A 19,034-nucleotide genomic window follows, 5' to 3' on the forward strand; every position below is an offset into this window, starting at 1 on the left:
AGCTGGGGCAATGGAACGCACACGGCGTTCCTGATCTATCTACTGGCTGAAGCCTTCGGTGTTCCCACGCATTACAAACCCGTCAAGCCATTGCTTCCGGCCTACCAGTCCTTGTTGGAAGCCTGGCGTTCGACTGACGAAGCTGTCTTTCAGGAAGCCATGCTTCCAGCTATTGATTTTCATATCAGTCGTAGTAAGAACGCGACAGAGCGAAACAACTACGAATTCGACGACTACTTTGACCGCATCTATCCCGCCGAACTGCTCGCGGTCCAGGCCTTGCGTCGCCGCGATGGCCTGCCGGAATTCCCGACAGGTCATCTGCTGGTCGATACGCCCTGGTCGATCATCCGCGACGCCGAGCCTGTCGAGCCTCATCCGATCTTCGTCGCTGTCCAGGACCGCATGCGCCAGGACTACCCAGGTTTCGTGTGACGTAAAGCATCGATCCTTTTTGTGATGAAGCATGCATGCCAAAGGGATTCCGTCGCTTGAAGAGACGGTGCAGCAGGCGGCGGCGTTCGGGCAGCAGCGGATGGACGAACAACTGGCACGCGAGCAAAGTCGCGGCGGCACGAGGACGATGGGATAACCATGAAAGGTAAAACGAACCTCAAACACGCAGGGCCCATGTGGAACCCCACCTTGAAGCGCACCTTCAGGGATAGTAACGAGTGGATGGCCACTACTGGGCTAAAGGAGCTTGATGTTACGCTAGCTTCTCTTGAGCAAAAAGTTTTAACGACGGGTATAGTGGAGAGAAATATCCTCGTTAATGTCGGGCGTACTGGCTACGCCCTTGGAGTGAAGGCTTGTGCGCTCAGTCAAAGCGACCTTAGGGGCGAGTTGATACGTTGCATCGATTGGTCAGTCAGTTTTTGTGACTTGGCATTTCGTTTTAATGCAGCTACTAGTATGAAACGAGAAGATCAATATCTGCTTCCGTTTCCTTCGGGTATGGCAGTGGCCGGCATAACCATGCTTTCTCGCTGGGAAAGTGCCCGAATTTCCGCCAGTTTATTAATTGAAGTAGCTCATAAAGAACAAGTCAGGCACGCGCGAGAAATACGCAAAATCGCCTGGGGCAACGGCACGCATGTCGCGTTCTTGATCTATCTCCTCGCAGAGGCATTCGGCATTCCTACACACTATGAGCCGGCCATGCCTTTTCTGGAAGCATACAAGCAGCTGTTGAAAGTTTGGCGCACCAAAGACAAAGTGATCTTCCAAGATGCGATGCTCGCGGCGGCCGACTTCCATATCAGTCGTAGTAAAGGTGCGACAGAGCGAAACAACTACGAATTTGACGACTACTTTGACCGCATCTATCCCGCCGAACTGCTCGCGGTCCAGGCCTTGCGTCGCCGCGATGGCCTGCCGGAATTCCAGACAGGTCATCTGCTGGTGGATACGCCCTGGTCGATCATCCGCGACGCCGAGCCTGTCGAGCCGCATCCGGTCTTCATAGCCATCCAGGATCGCATGCGCCAGGACTATCCCGGATTCGTATAGGAGCTACCGTCTGCAGGGATTTCCCTTCACCCTTCACAGCGAGCAAAGCGAGCGACTTTATACGCGCCGTCGGCGCCGGCGTTACTCCGCCAGCCCGACGCGCCATACCGGCCAGCTTCCCAGCCCCCTGAAAAATGTTTCCCCTTCCGCACTGAACCAGCGATCGGCTACCGCGATCAGTTGGTCGTCGCGATAGATCAACGGGCAACCGGGGCGTTGCCAGGGCGGGATGGCGCCTTGCTGGAAGAGATCGCGCAGCTCGCGGGTGTGTGCGTGACCGGCGGGGCGCAGGTGTTCGCCGCCCTGGCGCAGGCGAATCGTCAGGGCAGGAGACAGCGCTACGGGCGCGGTAAGCGACAAGCTGCCACCGGCAGGGAGCGGCAATGGCTGGCCGTGCCAGGTGGTGTGCCAATCGGCGGCTACGTCAGGGACAGGTGGGTTGGCCCACAGGCGTCCGCGCCAGATATGTACTTCGGTACCAGGCCAACGGATGCAAGGTACCCGTCCTTCACGCGCGGCGATCTGTTGTTCGATCTGCGCGCGCTGCGCCGTGGTGGGGGCCGTGCAGCCGCGTTCGTGCAGCCAGTGCGCCAACAGCGGCTCACGCAGGGCCGGTGCCAGCGCCAGCCAGCGGGCTGCATCGAGGCTTTGGGTCTGTGCGTCGCGCAGTACAGCGAGCGATGCCTGCCACTGGTCGGCCAGCGCATCGGCCGCAGCGCGGCTCAGGCGTGCGCTGTGCAGGATCGCGTCTGATGCGTGGGGCCAGTGGGCGCGCAGCAGGGGAATCACTTCATGGCGCAGGCGGTTGCGTGCGTAGCGCCGATCCTCGTTGGAGGGATCCTCGATGCTCTGCAATTGTTGCTGTTGTGCGTAGTCGCGCAGGCAGTCGCGTGGCAGGTTCAGCAAGGGACGCCACAACAGGCCAGCCCCCAAGGGGCGCATGGCACGCATGCCACCCAGGCCTTCGGGCCCTGCGCCGCGCAGCAGTTTCAGCAAGACCGTCTCGACCTGGTCGTCGCGATGATGGCCCAGCAGCAAGCGTTCACCGGGCTGCAAGGGTTCGGCGAGTGCGCGATAACGGGCAGCACGTGCGGCCGCTTCCAGACCCTCGCCACCACTGCGATCGACCGACACCGGCAACACCTTGAACGGCACGTCCCAGGCGATACACATGGCCTGGCACTGCAAGGCCCACGAGCGGCTTTCGCCATGCAGCCCGTGATCGACATGCAGGGCGCGCAGGCCGCGCGCGCGCGCCTGGGGCAGGTGGGCCAATGCATGCAGCATGGCCGTGGAATCCGGGCCGCCACTGAATGCAACACACAGCGCGCCGTCGGGATGCGCCTCGAGCGCCTCGCGCAAGGTATCGGATAGCTTGGGCCTGCTCACGCTTCGGGTCTGGCGGCCTGGTTCTTGTTGCGCACGTAGATCACCTTGGGGCGGCCGTCACCAGGGCTACGACGGTCCATGTCGAACAAGGTAGTGGCGGCGATCAATTCGCTGAGTTTGCTATAGCCGTAGCTGCGCGAATCGAAGTTCGGCCGTTGTTTGGTGATGATCGAACCCACGCCGCCCAGGCCCGCCCAGCCATCGTCGTCCGATGCCGCTTCCAGCGCGTTGCGCAACAGGTTCACTAGGCCGGTGTCACGCTTGAGCTCACTGGCGGTACGCGGCTTGAGCGGCTGTTCCTCATCAGGCTTGGCTACGAGAATTTCGGTGTAGATGAACTTGTCGCAAGCGGCGACGAACGGGTCGGGAGTCTTGCGTTCGCCAAAGCCGTAGACGATCAGTCCCGATTCGCGGATGCGGGCGGCCAGGCGGGTGAAGTCGCTATCGCTCGATACGATGCAGAACCCGTCGAGGCGACCGGTATACAGCAGGTCCATGGCATCGATGATCATCGCCGAGTCGGTGGCGTTCTTACCGCTGGTGTAACCGAACTGCTGGATCGGCTGGATCGATTGCGTCAGCAGTTGTTCCTTCCAGCCCTTCAGGTGGTTGCTGGTCCAGTCGCCATAGGCGCGTTTGACATGCGCGGTGCCGTACTTGGCTACTTCCGCCAGCAGGCCCTCGGCAATCGCCGGCTGCGCGTTGTCCGCGTCGATCAGTACGGCGAGCTTGAGTGCGTGATCATTGGCCATCTTCAGGGAATCTCCAGGCGCGTCGGCTTGGAGCGATGGTAGCGGGGCGAAGGGTGAGGGACGAGTAGTGAGCGTGCTAAAACCGAGCATTACGGGTGTGTCGGCATGCTCGGCACAGGACAAGCCAGGCGATCCATCAAGAAGGCTTCGGGCTTGCGCTCCCGCTACTCAACACGCGTCCCTGATTTATTCCGCGTAAGCGCCATACCCGCGCAGCCGTTTGTAGCGAAGGTCCAGCAGGTCCTTCACCGGCAGGGCGCCAAGTTCGTCGAGCTGGTTCATCAGCACGGCTTTCAGGCGCGTGGCCATCGACTGCGGGTTGCGGTGGGCGCCGCCGAGCGGCTCGCGTACTACCTTGTCGATCAGCCCCAGTTCGAGCAGGCGCGGTGCGGTCAGGCCCAGGGCCTCTGCGGCATCCTTGGCCTTCTCGGCGCTCTTCCACAGGATCGAGGCGCAGCCTTCGGGCGAGATCACCGAATAGGTGGAGTACTGCAACATCACGGTGCGGTCGCCTACGCCGATTGCCAGGGCGCCACCGGAGCCGCCCTCGCCGATCACCGTGCAGATGATCGGCACCTTCAGTTCGGCCATTTCCAGCAGGTTGCGCGCGATCGCCTCGCTCTGGCCACGCTCCTCTGCGCCGACGCCCGGGTAGGCGCCGGGGGTGTCGATGAGGGTAAGCAAGGGCAGGCCGAAACGCTCGGCCATCTTCATCAGGCGCAGGGCCTTGCGGTAGCCCTCAGGGCGCGGCATGCCGAAATTGCGGCGCACCTTGCCCTTGGTATCGCGTGCCTTCTGGTGACCGATGATCATCACCGCGCGACCGTTGATGCGGCCCAGGCCGCCCACGATGGCCGCGTCGTCGGCGTAGGCCCGGTCACCGGCCAGCTCGTGGAATTCCTCGCACATCACGCTGATGTAATCGAGCGTGTAGGGGCGACCGGGATGGCGCGAAAGCTGGGTGACCTGCCACGGGGTGAGGCTGCGGAAGATCTCGGCCGTCTTCGTCTTGAGCTTCTCGCGCAGCCGGCCGACCTCCTCCTCGATGTTGAACGCCTGACCGTGGCTGGCATGGCGAAGCTCTTCGATCTTCGCATCCAGCTCGGCGATGGGTTGCTCGAAATCAAGGAAGTTGGGGTTCATTCGTGGTGTTTATGGCACAGAAGACGGGAAGTATAGCTGGGTGGGAGCCTTTCGCGGGAACGGGGCCGTACGGTGACCCGGGGACCCGGCCGCCACACGGTCGTCCAAAGAGGTAAGCCAGCTCGCTGGCGCTCGTTGCCAATAGAAGGAGCCAGAATCCCGTTTTCCTGGTTACAGACCGGTTTGCAGCCGGCTTTTCTGCTTGCAGCGGGCGGCTTATCCCGCATCCTGTGTCTTGACGATCTTCAGCCGCGCCGCCTCGACCCCAGGTAGCGCGCGGACGGCGCGCAGGAGCTCGGGGATGGCTTCCACGCACCATTCCTGGCCCAGTTCCAGGTCGGCCTGGGCATCACGGTTGTGATAACCACGCAGGAGCACCGTGGTGCGGCCGTTGCGGAAGCCGGCCAAAGTCTGGCGCAGGTCCTGAACGAAGGTCGGACCAATGCCGTTGAGCTTGAGCTGGAGCAGGCGGGCGTAACGGCGGCAGGCGTCGCCCAGCGAATAGGCGCTGCGGGCGCGTACCTGGAAGCCGCCCCCGGAGAACTCGTCGATCCGTAGACCACCTTCGACCACCAGCAACTGGTCGCGGGTAAGCAAGGGCGCGATCTGCTGGTAGACCTCGCCAAAGAAGCTGACTTCGATGATGCCGGTACCATCTTCCAGGCGCACGAAGGCGTCGCTGTCACCACGCTTGCGCACGCCAGTGACCATGCCGGCCACTGTCCAGGGCGTATCCGGGCCACGGCGGAAGCGGTTGCCGTCGTCACCATCGCTCTTGCGAGGTTTGGGTGGCTGGTAGCGGTCGGCGATCTCGCCCAGCGGGCAGGTCGACAGCTGGGCCAGTTCGTCGCGCCAGGGATCGGTCGGGTGCCCGGAGAGATAGTGGCCCAAGGTGTCGCGCTCGCCCTGGAGGCGCTGTTCCAGCGGCCAATCGGCCACGACCGGGAGATCGACCTGCACCACCGGGGCGACCGACTCCATCATCGCGCCGAACATGTCGTTCTGACCCGACTGCTTGTCGCGCAGGTGCTGTTCGGCGGCCTTCATCGCATGCGGCAACTGGGCCATCAGGCTGGCGCGATTGGGCGCCAGTGCATCGACCGCGCCTGAGAGGATCAGGGCTTCCAGCACGCGCCGGTTGAGCTTGCCTGAGTCGATGCGGCGGCAGAAATCGGCCAGGTCTCGGTAAGGGCCGCCACGGCGGCGTTCGTCGGCGATGGCTTCGCAGGCGCCCTGGCCGACGCCCTTGATGGCGCCCAGGCCATAGCGGATGACCTTCGGTTCGACCGCGACGAACATGAATTCGGAGGCGTTGACATCAGGCGGCAGCACTTTCAGGCCGATCGCCTTGGACTCGTCGATGAAGGTCACCGCCTTGTCGGTGTTGTCCATGTCCGACGAGATCGTCGCGGCCATGAATTCGGCCGGATAGTGCGCCTTCAGCCAGGCGGTCTGGTAGGACACCAGGGCGTAGGCGGCAGCGTGCGACTTGTTGAAGCCGTAGCCGGCGAACTTCTCCATGACGTCGAAGATCTGGTCGGCCTTGTCGCCAGACACGCCATCCTTCGCGGCGCCTTCGCGGAACTTGGCGCGCTCCTTGGCCATTTCCTCGACTTTCTTCTTACCCATCGCACGACGTAGCAGATCGGCGCCGCCGAGCGTGTAACCGCCCACGATCTGCGCCATCTGCATCACCTGCTCCTGGTAGACCATGATGCCGTAGGTCTCTTTCAGGACAGGTTCGACGCGGGGGTCGGGATACTCGACCTCCTCGCGGCCATGCTTTCGCGCAACGAAGCTTGGAATCAGGTCCATCGGGCCAGGGCGGTACAATGCGCCCAGGGCGATGAGGTCCTCGAAGCGGTCCGCCTTGGCATCCTTGAGCATGCGCTGCATGCCGGCCGATTCAAACTGGAAGATCGCGACGGTCTGCGCCTTCTTGAAGACCTCGTCGTAGGTATAGGCGTCATCGAGCGGCAACGCGGCGATGTCCAGCGGGGCCTCGCCCGTGTTCTCGCGGCGCTGGTTGATCGCCTTGACCGCCCAGTCGATGATGGTCAGCGTGCGCAGGCCGAGGAAGTCGAACTTCACCAGGCCGACGGCTTCGACGTCGTCCTTGTCGTATTGCGTTACCACACCGGCACCACCCGGCTCGCAATACAGCGGCGCGAACTCGGTCAGTGGTTGCGGACCGATCACCACGCCACCGGCGTGCTTGCCCACGCCGCGCGTGAGACTTTCCAGGCTGAGCGCGAGGTCGATCAGCGTACGGGCTTCTTCGTCCTGTTCGTAGAGTTCGCAGAACTCCTTGACGATGCGATCGGGTTCTTTCTTGGCTTTTTCCGAACGTCCCAGCGCGCACTGCAGCGTGAGGTCGAGCGGCCGGGCTGGAATCAGCTTGGCGATGCGGTCGACCGCGTTGTAACCCATGCCCAGCACGCGACCGGAATCGCGCAGCACGGCCTTGGCCGCCATGGAGCCATAGGTAATGATCTGGCTGACATGGTCGCGCCCGTATTTGCGCGCCACATAGTCGATCACCTCGTCGCGGCGATCCATGCAGAAGTCGATATCGAAGTCGGGCATGGACACGCGTTCGGGATTGAGGAATCGCTCGAACAGCAAGTTGAACTGCAAGGGATCCAGGTCGGTGATCTTCAGCACCCATGCGACCAGCGAGCCGGCACCCGAGCCGCGGCCCGGACCCACCGGAATGCCGTTCTGCTTACCCCAGTTGATGAAGTCCGCCACGATCAGGAAGTAGCCGGGAAAGCCCATCTTGATGATGACGTCCAGCTCGCGCTCCAGGCGTGCCTCGTAGTCGGCCAGGGTGTGCCCGTCGGCCAGGGGCGCCTCGGCCAGGCGCTCGCGCAGGCCTTCACGCGAAATCTCGCGGATGTAGGTGTCCAGGTTGTGGCCGTCGGGCACCGGGAAGTTCGGCAGGTAATACGTGCCGAAACTCAGTTCCAGGTTGCAGCGCTTGGCCAGCTCGATGGTGTTTTCCAGCGCCTCGGGAATATCGGCAAATAGCGCGGCCATCTCGCCGGGTGTCTTGAGATATTGCTCCTGGCTGTAGTCACGTGGTCGCTTGGGATCGGCCAGCACGCGGCCCTGGTTGATGCACACGCGTGCTTCGTGTGCTTCGAAGTCATCGCGTTTGAGGAAGCGCACGTCGTTGCTGGCGATGACCGGCAGTTCGAGTTCGGTAGCCAGGTTGAGTGCGGCGGCATTCCAGGTTTCCTCGCCCTCGCGACCGCAGCGGGTAAGCTCCAGGTACAGGCGATCGGGGAACAGTCGCAGCAGTGGGCGCAACCTGGCGATGGCGGCGTCGATGCCCTGGTTTACCGCGATGCGGCCGATCTCGCTCTCGCGGCCGAGCAGCACGATCATGCCGTTCATGGTGTTGGCGTTGAACCAGGTGGCATCCACCAGGGCCTTGCCGTTGAGTTGCCCGTCACGCCAGGCGCGTGAGATCAGCCTTGAAAGATTAAGGTAGCCATCGCGGTTCTGGCAGAGCACTGTCATGCGCCACGGACGCGGATCGTCCGGCGAACTGATCCACAGGTCGCTGCCGCCGATCGGCTTGATACCCGCCGCCGTACAAGCCTTGTAGAACTTCACCAGCGCGAACATGTTGCTTTCGTCGGTCAGCGCCAAGGCGGGTATACCCTCGCGCACACAGGTAGCGACCATCTGCTTGATGCGGATGGTCGAATCGACCAGCGAGTACTCGCTGTGCAGGTGGAGGTGGGCGAAGCTGACGGACATGGACGGGCGCGCGTGTTGGATGCCCAGCCTAGCGGCGCGCCCAGGGAGGGGCAAGAATTGACTTTGGCAAATCGGCCGCCGGCAGGGTCGGGCGGTGGGGTGCCAGTTCAGCTGCCCCCATGATGCGCCCTTGAGCCCTCAGCCTGGCGGAGGAACGAGCATCGCGATGGGAGTGGCCAGGCTTGCTGCTTCCTCGGCGATTTCGTAGCAGTTGCGGCCGCGTGCCTTGGCGCGATACATGGCCTGGTCGGCGGCTTCCAGCAGGGCCGTTGCACATATCAGTCCGTCGCAACGCGCCGTCGCGATGCCGATGCTTATGCTGACGCAACCCAGGGGACTTTGGGGATGCGGCATGCCCACACGTTCGACGGCGGCGATCAGGCGGTTGGCGACTTCGGCGGCGGCGGCGCACGACAAGTCGGGCAGCACGATGGCGAACTCCTCGCCGCCGTAGCGTGCCACCAGTGCCTGCGGCTCGATCACGTGAGTGGCCAGCACGGTCGCCACGCGTATCAGGCATTGATCACCCGCCAAGTGTCCCTGGCTATCGTTGTACTGCTTGAAGAAATCGATATCCACCATCAACAGTGAACACTCCCGGCCGATGCGTGCATCGCACCAGAGCATCAACAGCCGCGCGTCGAGCACGCTGCGATTGGCGATGCCGGTCAGCGGATCGCGTCCAACTTGTTGCTGCAATCGCTGGTTGCTCAGTTGCGCGGCGCGCTGCAACTCCTGGCTGCGGCTCTGGATGAACGCGACGCGTGCTGCATAGAGCAAGACCGACATGACTGCGGCGACCAAGCCCAGGGTGTATTGCAATCGCGATACGCTGATGGCCAGCAATAAAACGGCCAGTGACAGGCCGACCGGAGCGAAGGAAGCCACTGTCTGTGCCAGTGCACGGGGCGGACGATAGGTACGCAGAAACTCGGGCATCGGCCTCGCCAGGACAAACACCAGTACCGCGTAGGCGGCGCTGATCATCGGTGTGCTCCAGGCGGGCAAGCCATGCAATTCGACGCGGTTGTAGACCGCCGCGGCGACAGCATTGATCCACAGGAACGATGCCGCGCAAAAATAGAAATAGCGGCCATGCACGCTGCGGATGCCGAGCATCCGCAGCGTGGCCAGGAACGCCAGGGTGAAATCGATGGCGTCGGCGTGCTCGATGATCAGGTAAATACCGGCGGGCGTCGGGCCGCCTCGGCCGCCGAGGATGCCAAATATCAGGGCGCACAGCAGGATGGCCACCACCAGGGACAACGCCAGGTCCAGCACTACCACGGCACGTGGCTCGCGCCGATCGAAGGAGCGGCCGATCATGGCCAGGCAAGGAATCATGTAAAGCCCAGAGAGCACGACCCCGGTCGCTGTCAGCCAACCGCGGGGATCCCCCAGGGATTGGGCTGCCAGATTCGTGCCTGCCCATAGCACCTGCATGCCGATGGCCAGGGCTAGCGCCAGCCACAAGCTACGAATGGGCGTGGCATCAAGGCGGTACTGGGCGAGGATGGCGATCAGGGCAAAGCCTTCGCAAGCGAGGAAGAGGCCGCGCATCGGCAACGCCTGAGCGCCCATGCCTTGCCCGGCGGCAAGCACCTGGATGACCAGCAACGCCAGTACTCCCATGACCAGGCGCACGTCTGCGCTCCCCTCAAGCCCTCGGTGCCCATGCTATCGAAACCCGCGGCAGCGTGCCCAGTTTGCCGGATCGGCCGTGCGGCGGGTTGCCACGACCCGTGCCGCGGTGGCATGGTGAGGCGTTTGACGCCGCGCAGTGCGGCGGGTGCAAGGAAATTTGATGTCGTTGTTACGCTCCCTGTTTGCGGTCAAGCCGGTCGAGGCTTCGCTCACTTCCGATAACGCGCTGCGTCGCACCCTGGGTCTTACCCAACTGGTTGTCCTGGGCGTGGGAGCGGTCATTGGCGCCGGTATCTTCGTCATTACCGGCCAGGCGGCCGCCGAACATGCCGGGCCGGCCTTGACGCTTTCGTTCGTGCTGGCGGGCCTGGCCGCCGCGCTGGCGGCGCTGAGCTATGCCGAATTCGCCGCGATGCTGCCGGTGTCCGGCAGCGCCTATGTCTACGCGTATGCCACGTTCGGTGAACTGCTGGCCTGGTTCATCGGTTGGAACGTGGTCGCCGAATACCTGCTGGCTGTCTCTTCGGTCGCGGTGGGCTGGTCCGGCTATGCGGTGGGCCTGATGCGCAGCATCGGCGTCGAAGTCCCCACGGTGCTCGCCGATGCGCCGATCAGTTTCAAGGACGGGCATCTGCAATGGACTGGCGCCTGGCTCAATCTCCCCGCCTTGCTGGTGGTTGCCGCGTTGACGCTGCTGCTGTATCGCGGCACGCGCCAGTCGACGTGGTTCGCCAGCCTGGTGGTGGTGCTGAAGGTGGTGGTGGTGCTGCTGTTCGTATTGTTCGGTGTGCAGTACATCGATCCAACGCTATGGCATCCGTTCGTGCCGGCCAACCAGGGCGGCGACCATTACGGCTGGCCGGGCGTGTTTCGCGCGGCAACCAGCGTGTTCTTTGCTTACATCGGTTTCGATGCGGTGGCCACGGCGGCACAGGAAACACGCAATCCGCAGTTCAACGTGCCGGCTGGCATCCTGATTTCGCTGGCGATCTGCACAGTGCTCTACATCATCGTTGCTGGCGTGCTGACGGGCCTGGTGCCTTATACCCATCTGGGAACCGCCGAGCCGGTCGCGACCGCGTTGGCCGCGCATCCTGCCCTGGGCTGGTTGAAAGTCGTTACGCAGATCGGTGCGGTCGCCGGCTTGACCTCGGTGATTCTGGTCATGCACCTGGGCCTTTCGCGCATTCTCTACACGATGGCCAACGACGGCCTGTTGCCGCGCTTCTTCAGCGCCGTTCACGACCAGCACCACACACCGCACCGTACGACTTTGCTGGTTGGCGCGGTGGGCGGGTTGCTGGCAGCGGTATTCCCCTTGAACCTGCTTGGCGACCTGCTGTCGATGGGCACGCTACTGGCATTTTCCACCGTCTGCATTGGCGTGCTGATACTGCGGCGCACGCATCCGCAGTTGAAGCGCGGTTTTCGTGTTCCCGCCGCCCCGGCGGTGTGCACGCTCGGTGTACTCGTGTGCCTTTTCCTGTTGGCACAGATGAACCTGGCCAACTGGGCATTGCTCGCCGGCTGGACCGTGCTTGGCATGCTGATCTACGCCGCCTACGGGTATCGGCATAGCAGGCTCAGAGGCCTTTCCAAGAAGTGGGTAAACGGGCGAGAAGCGAGTTAACAGGAGTGAGAAGCAAGAGAGAGCAGTGTGGTTCAGCGCAGGATCTGAGCGGGCCGGCTTTCTCTCGCTACTTACTTCTCTGTTGTTTGCCTTCAGGCCGGTCTACTCAAATCCGCTAAACAAGTCCTGGGTCAGCACCGTATTGGTCACGGTTTGCTCCGCCGGTTCAAGCAACGCGCGGACGGGTGCGAAACTGCGGCGGTGTTGGCTGCAAGGGCCTAGCCGGGTCAACGCGGAGAGGTGTTCGGGCACTCCGTAACCCTTGTGCCTGGCGAAGCCATAACCGGGATGAAGCGCGTCCATGGCCACCATGTGCCGATCGCGGCTTACCTTGGCCAGGATCGACGCCGCGCTGATGGCCGGTTCGCTGGCATCGCCGCCCACGATTGCCCGAGCCGGGCAGGGCAGTTGCTTGGGCAGGCGATTACCGTCGATGAGTGCATAGCCGGCCGCCGTGGAGAGTCCGAGCAGGGCCCGTGTCATGCCCTGCATCGTGGCCTGGAAGATATTGATGCGATCGATTTCTTCGCGCTCGACAAAGACGATGTGGAAGGCCAGCGCGCGCTCGATGATGCGTTCGTAGAGAGTTTCCCGCGTCGACTCCTTCAATTGCTTGGAGTCGTTCAAGCCACGGATCGGGCGAGCCTTGTCCAGGATCACCGCAGCCACCACGACCGGCCCTGCCAGCGGCCCGCGACCGGCTTCATCCACGCCGGCGATCAATAGCGTGGGATCGATATCGGCACCGGCCCGCTTGCGTGCCATGTCAGGACGCCTGCGCGGGTGCGTCGATCAGTTCGGCGATGGCCTCGGCGGCATGGTCGGCGGCATTGCCCTCCAACTCGCCACGCAGTTTCTGGTGCAGGAATTCGAAAGCGGCCACGATCTGTCCGCGCCGCTCGCTGTCCTGGAGGAGATCCAGCGTGGCGGCAGCCAGCGTCGCCGGTGTGCAGTGATCCTGCATGAGTTCAGGCGCCAGCAATGCATCACCCAGCCCGCAGGCACGCGCCAGGATGTTCGGAAGCGCGTAGACATCGGTCTTGAGCATGTTCAGCGCACGCGCAATGCGGTAACTGATAGGCGATACCCGATAGCCAACCACCATGGGTCGCTTGGAGAGCATCGCTTCGAGCGTTGCCGTGCCCGATGCCAGAAGCACCACGTCGGCGGCGAGCATCGCCTCATGGGCATGGCCATCGAGCAACACGGGTTTTGCGCTCGAATCGCTCCAACTCGCCAAAAGCGTTTCAAGTTGCAGGTGCACGCGCGCGTTGGCAGCAGGGATGATGACGCGAAGGCCGGGCATGGCGTGTGTCACGCGGCGAGCCGCTTCCAGGAACACACTGCCCAGGCGTTCAAGCTCGGAAGGTCGGCTACCCGGCAGCAAGGCCAGGATCGGCACGTTCTGTTCCAGTTGCAGAACGTCGCGCGCACCCACGCGATCGGAGACCAGTGCAAAGCGATCAGCCAGGGGATGGCCCACGAAGCGTGCATCGACGCCGTGTCTTGCATAGATCGGTGGCTCCATCGGAAACAGGCACAGCACGCGATCCGCGCTATGGCCGATTTTCTCGGCGCGCTTCTCGCGCCAGGCCCAGACGGAAGGACTGACGTAATGCACCGTGCGCAAGCCCGCTTGCTTGACGCGCTGCTCCACACCCAGATTGAAATCGGGAGCATCGATGCCGACGACCACATCAGGCCGCTCCTGGAGCAGGCGCGTTACCAGCGACTTGCGCAGTTTCAGCAGGCGCGGCAAATGGCGCACCACTTCGGCAAAACCCATGACCGACAGCTCGCGAATGTCGTACCAGGATTCGAATCCCTGGCCCTGCATGCGCGTACCGCCGATGCCGACAAAGCGCGCATCGGGGTAGCGGCGACGCAGCGCAGCGATGAGGTCGGCGCCCAACTGATCGCCGGAATCTTCGCCTGCGATCAGGGCGATCAGGCGTGGCGCGGCTTGGTCTGGTGAACCGGAGGTTTCGCCCATGTGAGATGGCCAGGTATCCATGAGTCGAAGGGTACTATCGAATGGCTTGACGCCTGCTTAGTCGCCATATTTGCCTGTCGCCAGTCCTCATCGAGCCAGGGCGCGCTCGCTGCGATCGAGGAAATCGAGCATCGCACGTACGTCCTCGCTTTCAGAAGCTTGTGCGGCCAACTGCTCGCGCGCATCGGCCTGGGTCAGGCCGGCCATGTACAGCGTGCGATACGCCCGCTTGATCGCCGAAATGCGCGTGGTGTCGAAACCGCGGCGCTTCAGGCCTTCGCTGTTGATGCCGCGTGGGCGGCCACGCTGCTCGTTGGCCATCATCACGAAGGGCGGTACATCCGAGCCGACAAGGCAGCCCATGCCGATGAAGGCGTGCGCGCCGACCTTGCAGAACTGATGCACGCCCGAGAAGCCGGACATGATGACCCAGTCGCCGATCTCCACGTGGCCGGCCAGTGCCGAATAGTTGGAGAAGACGGTGTTGTTGCCGATCTGGCAGTCGTGCGCGACATGCACGTAGGCCAGCAGCCAATTGTCGTTGCCTATCCGCGTCATGCTACCGCCGTCACCGGTGCCGCGATTGATGGTGACGAATTCGCGGATCAGGTTGCGATCGCCGATCACCAACTCGGTGCGCTCGCCGGCAAATTTCTTGTCCTGCGGCGCGCCGCCCAGCGAGGCGAACTGGCTGATGCGGTTCTCGCGTCCGATTCGCGTGGGCCCTTCGATGACCACGTGCGGCCCAATGACCGTGCCTTCGCCGATTTCCACGTCGGCGCCGATCACGCTATAGGCGCCGATGCTGACGTTGGTGCCGATTTTTGCCGATGGATCGATCTGTGCCGTCGGATGGATCATTTCTCGGACCTCGCCGCGCACATCAGTTCGCAACTGGCCACTTCCTTGCCATCGACCAGTGCCTTGGCCTCAAAGATGCCCATGCTGCGCAGCAGTCGCTTGAGCGATACCTCCATGCGCAACTGGTCGCCGGGTGCGACGATGGCGTTGAAGCGCGCGTTGTCCACCTTCGCCAGGTAGAACAGCGGGCTGCCCGAGCCACCCTTGAGGCGGCTGCTGATCTGGGTCAGCAGGCCAGCGGTCTGGGCCATGGCTTCGACGATCAATACGCCCGGCATCACCGGATGACCTGGAAAATGCCCCTGGAAGAACGGTTCGTTGATCGTCACGTTCTTCAGCGCCACCACGCTCTTGTCCGGGACCAGTTCGATCACGCGATCAACCAGCAGGAACGGATAGCGGTGCGGCAGCAGTTGTTGGATCTGCTCCACGTTCACCGGCAGGTGGAAGGGCACGGTCTTGTCAGTCATTTTTACTGTCCTTCTCCAGCGCCGACAACCGACGCGCGTACTCATCAAGGTGCTTGAAACGGGCCGCGTTGCGGCGCCACTGGCGGTTCTCCTGGAGCGGTACGCCGGACGAATATTCGCCCGGTTCGCGGATCGAATGCGTGACCAGGCTCTTGGCCGTAATGGTCACGCGATCGGCCAGCTCCAGGTGGCCCAGCACGCCAGCGTTGCCGCCGATCATGCAGTAGCGGCCGATTTTCGCACTACCGGCCACCGCCGCGCACCCTGCCATGGCCGTATGGGCGCCGACGTGCACGTTATGGGCGATCTGGATCTGGTTGTCCAACCGCACGTCTTCCTCAAGGATCGTATCGTCGAGGGCGCCGCGATCGATCGTGGTGTTCGCGCCGATTTCACAATCGTCGCCAATGCGTACGCCACCGAGCTGGGGCAGCTTGATCCAATGGTCGCGATCAAACGCGAGGCCGAAACCGTCCGAACCGATCACCGCACCGGGATGCACGATCACACGCTTGCCCAGCGTCACGCGCGTCACCAGCGTCACCCGGGCAACCAGGCGGGACTGTGCGCCCACCGTACACCCGGCGCCGATGATGCAATGCGGGCCAAGCATGGCGCCTTCTTCGATCACCGCACCGGCCTCGACCACACAGCACGGGCCGATGCTGGCGGTGTCAGCCACGCGTGCGCTCGGATCAACCACCGCGCTGGCGTGAATACCCGCCGGATAGGCGGGCAGGTCCTCGAACAAGGCCGCGATCTTGGCGTAGGCGACGTAAGGGTCCTTGGCGACCAGCGAGGCGGTAGGGCATTCGGCGGCATTTTCCTCGCGCAGCACCACCACGCCAGCCCGGGTCGACGCCAGTTGCGCGCTGTATTTGCTGTTGGAGAGAAAGCTCAGTTGACTCGGGCCGGCGCCGGCCAGGGTACCTACGCCATCGATGATGCGGGTGCCGTCACCGTGGAAGGTCAGTCCAAAGCGCTCGGCGATTTCCGCGACGGTAGGGTGATGAGGTGCGGTCATGAGGCTCTCCGGGGCGAACGGGCTATTGTAGGGCAAGCCGGCAGGGAGGCCGACACTGTCCGGCGGAGCGCGGCCCGCGCTCATGAGGGGCGACTTCAGGGAACTTTGAAAAACCTCTCGTCGAAGTCGTCATGCCGGCGAAGACTGGAATCCAGCGCCTCCAGCTTCATCAAAGCCAACTCACTGTGTTCCGCGCTGGGTCGCGACGACGGATAAGAAGGGTTTTTAGCGACGCCCTTCAGGCGCACAAAGCGATCGCGACGTAGTCGCGGATCGAGGGTTTCGAGCCTTCATCTGCGACCGATACGGCCTCGCGAAAGGCAAGAAAAAAGCCGGGCAAGCCGGCTTCTTTCTCCCATACACGAATCGTGCGTCAGAACTGACTGCCGAACGTGAACTGGATGCGCTCCTCGTAATGCTTGTCTTCCTGCTTGGAGCGGAACGGAATGGCGAAGTTGATGATCAGCGGACCGATCGGTGCCTGCCACTGAAGCGACAGACCCGTGGAGGCACGCAGGTCGCTGGCGTTGAACGCACTGTAGTTCTGGTACACGTTACCGACGTCGACGAACCAGGACACACGCGCCGTGTTGACGTCCTTGAGGAACGGCAGCGGCAGGTAGACCTGTGCGGTACCGAGCACCTTGAACGCGCCACCGACCGGCTGGGCGAAGGTATACAGGCTGCCGGTACAGGTGCCGTCCTTGTTCGGCTTGATCGCCACGCCAGGGGTGTAGGGCACGCAGAGCTTCGGACCCAGGGTGTTGTCCTGGAAGCCGCGCACGTCGCGCACGCCACCGGAGTAGTAGTTCTCCCAGAACGGGAACGTCAGCGGATCGCCCTTCTGGTAAGCGCCGAAGGAGTTCTCGAAGGTCTGGTTGCCGTAGGTATCGCCGTAACCAACCTGGCCATCCAGGTACAGCACGAAACCGCGGCCGATCGGCCAGTAATGGTTGGCTTCCAGGTCCAGCTTGTAGAACTGCACGGTCGAGCCGGGCAGGGCGACGTTGGCGTTGACCGACATCAAGCCGCCGCGCGTGGGCGCCCAGTAGCCGTTGCGCGTGTCGTGGTTCCAGCCCAACTGGCCGGTCCAGGAGTGGATCGTGCGGTGCCCCAGCGCGTTCTGGTAGTCGATCAGTTCCTGCGGTGAGAACTGCGAGGTAATCAGCTGGCCCGTAGTCGGGTCGACGTAATCGACCTGCAGGTTGATCTTGTTGCTGGTTAGGCCAAGACCGGCGCGAATGTTATCCGTTTCGCTGATCGGGAAGTTCAGGAACGTGGTGAACGACTTCTGGCTCGTGGTGTAGTTCACGAAGTCGTTGTTGGTATCGCCGTAGTCGGTGCGCGTGAACGCCGCCGTATAACCGATACCGATGTTGTTGTCGGTCAGGTACGGGTTGTAGTAGCTGGCGCTGATGCTGGTGGAGTAATCGCTGCGCTGCGCGCCGACGGTGAAGCTGTCGCCAGTGCCCAGGAAGTTGTTCTGCGAGACCGAGGCCGACAGGATGATGCCGGAGAACTGCGAGTAGCCCACGCCGAACATCAGGCTACCGGCGGACTGTTCTTCGACCTTGTAGGTCAGGTCGACCTGATCCTCGGTGCCCGGCACCAGGGCCTTGTCCACGTCCACCTTCTTGAAGTAGCCCAGGCGCTGCATGCGAATCTTCGAACGATCGATCGCAGGCTGCGAATACCAGCTGCCCTCCAGCTGACGCAGTTCACGACGCATCACGTCGTCTTCCGTACGGGTGTTGCCCTGGAAGATCACGCGACGCACGTAGACGCGCTTGCCCGGCTCGATATAGAAGGTCAGGTCGACGGTGCGCTTTTCCTTGTCCAGCTTCGGGACCGGCGTTACCTTGGCGAAGGCGTAGCCGATGCTGGCCAGGATGCCCTTGATGGCATCGGAACTGCTCTCGATCGCCTTGCGATTAAACGTTTCGTCCTTGTGCACGAAGATCAGCTGACGCAGCGAGTCTTCAGGCAGGATCAACTGGCCGAGCAGGTGGATGTCGGAGATCTTGTAGATCTCGCCTTCCTTGATGCTCGCGGTCAGGTACATCGCACGCTTGTCCGGCGCGATGGTCACCTGGGTCGAATCCACGCCGAAGTCGGCATAGCCGCGGTCCATGTAGTAGGACTGCAACTTCTCCAGGTCGCCGCTGAGCTTCTCGCGCGAGTACTGGTCGTCCTTGGAGTACCAGGACAGCCAGTTGGAGGTATCGGACTCGAACGTCTTGCGGATCGCCTTGTCGGTGAACGCGGTGTTGCCGACGATATTGATCGCCTTGATCTTGGCAGCCTTGCCTTCGCGGATTTCGATATCCACGGCGACACGGTTGCGATCGAGCTGGGTGACGTGCGGTTCGACCGACACGTTGTACTTGCCGCGGTTGTAGTACTGGCGCACCAGTTCCTGCTGCACGCGGTCAAGCGAGAGGCGGTCGAAGGTCTCGCCCTCGGACAGGCCGATTTCCTTCAGGCCCTTGCGCAGGTCGTCTTCCTTGATGTCCTTGTTGCCGCGCAGGGTCAGCTTGGCAATGGACGGACGCTCGACCACCTTGATCACCAGGATGTCGCCCTGGCGATCCAGTTCCACGTCACTGAAGAACTTGGTGTCGTAGAGCGCGTGGATGGCACGCTGGGCGCTATCGTTGGTCAATCGTTCACCCTTGTTGACCGGCAGGTAGTTGAGCACCGTGCCTGGGGTGATGCGGCTGAGGCCATCGATACGAATATCGGAGACGACGAACGGCTCGAACGCGAGCGCATTGGCAGAGAGTGTGGCAAGCAAAATCAGAGCGGCGATACGCTTCATCGTCGATTCCGTTGGGTTATTTCGATGGAG

At 62.7% G+C, this 19,034-nt stretch carries 14 protein-coding genes and 1 pseudogene; 4 read left to right on the forward strand and 11 right to left on the reverse strand.

The window, feature by feature from the left end:
* The 3 genes and pseudogenes from VF436_RS04550 to VF436_RS04560 all read left to right on the forward strand — a co-directional run.
* Window positions 1-435 (forward strand): annotated as a pseudogene (locus VF436_RS04550) (hypothetical protein); the annotation flags it as partial.
* Window positions 436-466: 31 nt separating this feature from the next.
* On the forward strand, window positions 467-592 hold the full coding sequence (locus tag VF436_RS04555) for a hypothetical protein (protein ID WP_330902808.1): 126 nt from the start codon (window positions 467-469) through the stop codon (window positions 590-592).
* Window positions 593-594: 2 nt separating this feature from the next.
* A complete protein-coding gene (locus VF436_RS04560; RefSeq protein WP_330902809.1) occupies window positions 595-1,512 on the forward strand; it encodes a hypothetical protein in 918 nt (305 codons plus the stop codon).
* A gap of 81 nt (window positions 1,513-1,593) precedes the next feature.
* Here VF436_RS04560 and tilS read toward each other — a convergent pair whose 3' ends face one another.
* The 5 genes from tilS to VF436_RS04585 all read right to left on the reverse strand — a co-directional run bounded on the left by tilS (window position 1,594) and on the right by VF436_RS04585 (window position 10,208).
* Window positions 1,594-2,901 carry a tRNA lysidine(34) synthetase TilS gene (gene tilS, locus VF436_RS04565; RefSeq protein ID WP_330902810.1) on the reverse strand — a complete coding sequence of 436 codons (1,308 nt, stop codon included), beginning with the start codon at window positions 2,899-2,901 and terminating at the stop codon, window positions 1,594-1,596.
* Window positions 2,898-3,653, reverse strand: coding sequence for an NYN domain-containing protein (locus tag VF436_RS04570; protein WP_330902811.1), 756 nt, complete (start codon window positions 3,651-3,653; stop codon window positions 2,898-2,900). The genes tilS and VF436_RS04570 overlap by 4 nt, the downstream gene beginning before the upstream one ends.
* Before the next feature lie 186 nt (window positions 3,654-3,839).
* Window positions 3,840-4,796 carry an acetyl-CoA carboxylase carboxyltransferase subunit alpha gene (locus VF436_RS04575; protein WP_330902812.1) on the reverse strand — a complete coding sequence of 319 codons (957 nt, stop codon included), beginning with the start codon at window positions 4,794-4,796 and terminating at the stop codon, window positions 3,840-3,842.
* 216 nt (window positions 4,797-5,012) lie between these two features.
* The gene (gene dnaE / locus VF436_RS04580; protein WP_330902813.1) at window positions 5,013-8,564 is read right to left on the reverse strand and encodes a DNA polymerase III subunit alpha; all 3,552 of its coding nucleotides are present in this window, start codon (window positions 8,562-8,564) and stop codon (window positions 5,013-5,015) included.
* 138 nt (window positions 8,565-8,702) lie between these two features.
* On the reverse strand, window positions 8,703-10,208 hold the full coding sequence (locus VF436_RS04585; RefSeq protein ID WP_330902814.1) for a GGDEF domain-containing protein: 1,506 nt from the start codon (window positions 10,206-10,208) through the stop codon (window positions 8,703-8,705).
* Between the two features lie 160 nt (window positions 10,209-10,368).
* Between VF436_RS04585 and VF436_RS04590 the strand changes: the two genes are divergently transcribed.
* On the forward strand, window positions 10,369-11,838 hold the full coding sequence (locus tag VF436_RS04590; RefSeq protein WP_330902815.1) for an amino acid permease: 1,470 nt from the start codon (window positions 10,369-10,371) through the stop codon (window positions 11,836-11,838).
* A gap of 102 nt (window positions 11,839-11,940) precedes the next feature.
* Here the strand turns inward: VF436_RS04590 and rnhB are convergent, their stop codons facing one another.
* The 6 genes from rnhB to bamA form a co-directional block, all read right to left on the reverse strand.
* A complete protein-coding gene (rnhB, locus tag VF436_RS04595; RefSeq protein WP_330902816.1) occupies window positions 11,941-12,603 on the reverse strand; it encodes a ribonuclease HII in 663 nt (220 codons plus the stop codon).
* A gap of 1 nt (window position 12,604) precedes the next feature.
* Window positions 12,605-13,831, reverse strand: a complete 1,227-nt coding sequence (gene lpxB / locus VF436_RS04600) for a lipid-A-disaccharide synthase (protein ID WP_330902817.1) — start codon at window positions 13,829-13,831, stop codon at window positions 12,605-12,607.
* An 87-nt stretch (window positions 13,832-13,918) separates the two neighbouring features.
* On the reverse strand, window positions 13,919-14,692 hold the full coding sequence (gene lpxA / locus VF436_RS04605; RefSeq protein WP_330902818.1) for an acyl-ACP--UDP-N-acetylglucosamine O-acyltransferase: 774 nt from the start codon (window positions 14,690-14,692) through the stop codon (window positions 13,919-13,921).
* Complete coding sequence (gene fabZ, locus VF436_RS04610) at window positions 14,689-15,162, reverse strand: 3-hydroxyacyl-ACP dehydratase FabZ (RefSeq protein WP_330902819.1); 474 nt, start codon at window positions 15,160-15,162, stop codon at window positions 14,689-14,691. Before fabZ ends, lpxA begins: the two co-directional genes overlap by 4 nt.
* Entirely contained in the window at window positions 15,155-16,186 is a 1,032-nt protein-coding gene (gene lpxD / locus VF436_RS04615) for a UDP-3-O-(3-hydroxymyristoyl)glucosamine N-acyltransferase (protein WP_330902820.1), read from the reverse strand. Before lpxD ends, fabZ begins: the two co-directional genes overlap by 8 nt.
* Before the next feature lie 373 nt (window positions 16,187-16,559).
* Window positions 16,560-19,004 (reverse strand): outer membrane protein assembly factor BamA, encoded by a 2,445-nt coding sequence (gene bamA / locus VF436_RS04620; RefSeq protein WP_330902822.1) that lies wholly within the window; start codon window positions 19,002-19,004, stop codon window positions 16,560-16,562.
* Window positions 19,005-19,034 lie beyond the last annotated feature (30 nt).

The organism is Dyella sp. (genome assembly GCF_036384435.1).
Classification (GTDB): domain Bacteria; phylum Pseudomonadota; class Gammaproteobacteria; order Xanthomonadales; family Rhodanobacteraceae; genus GSA-30.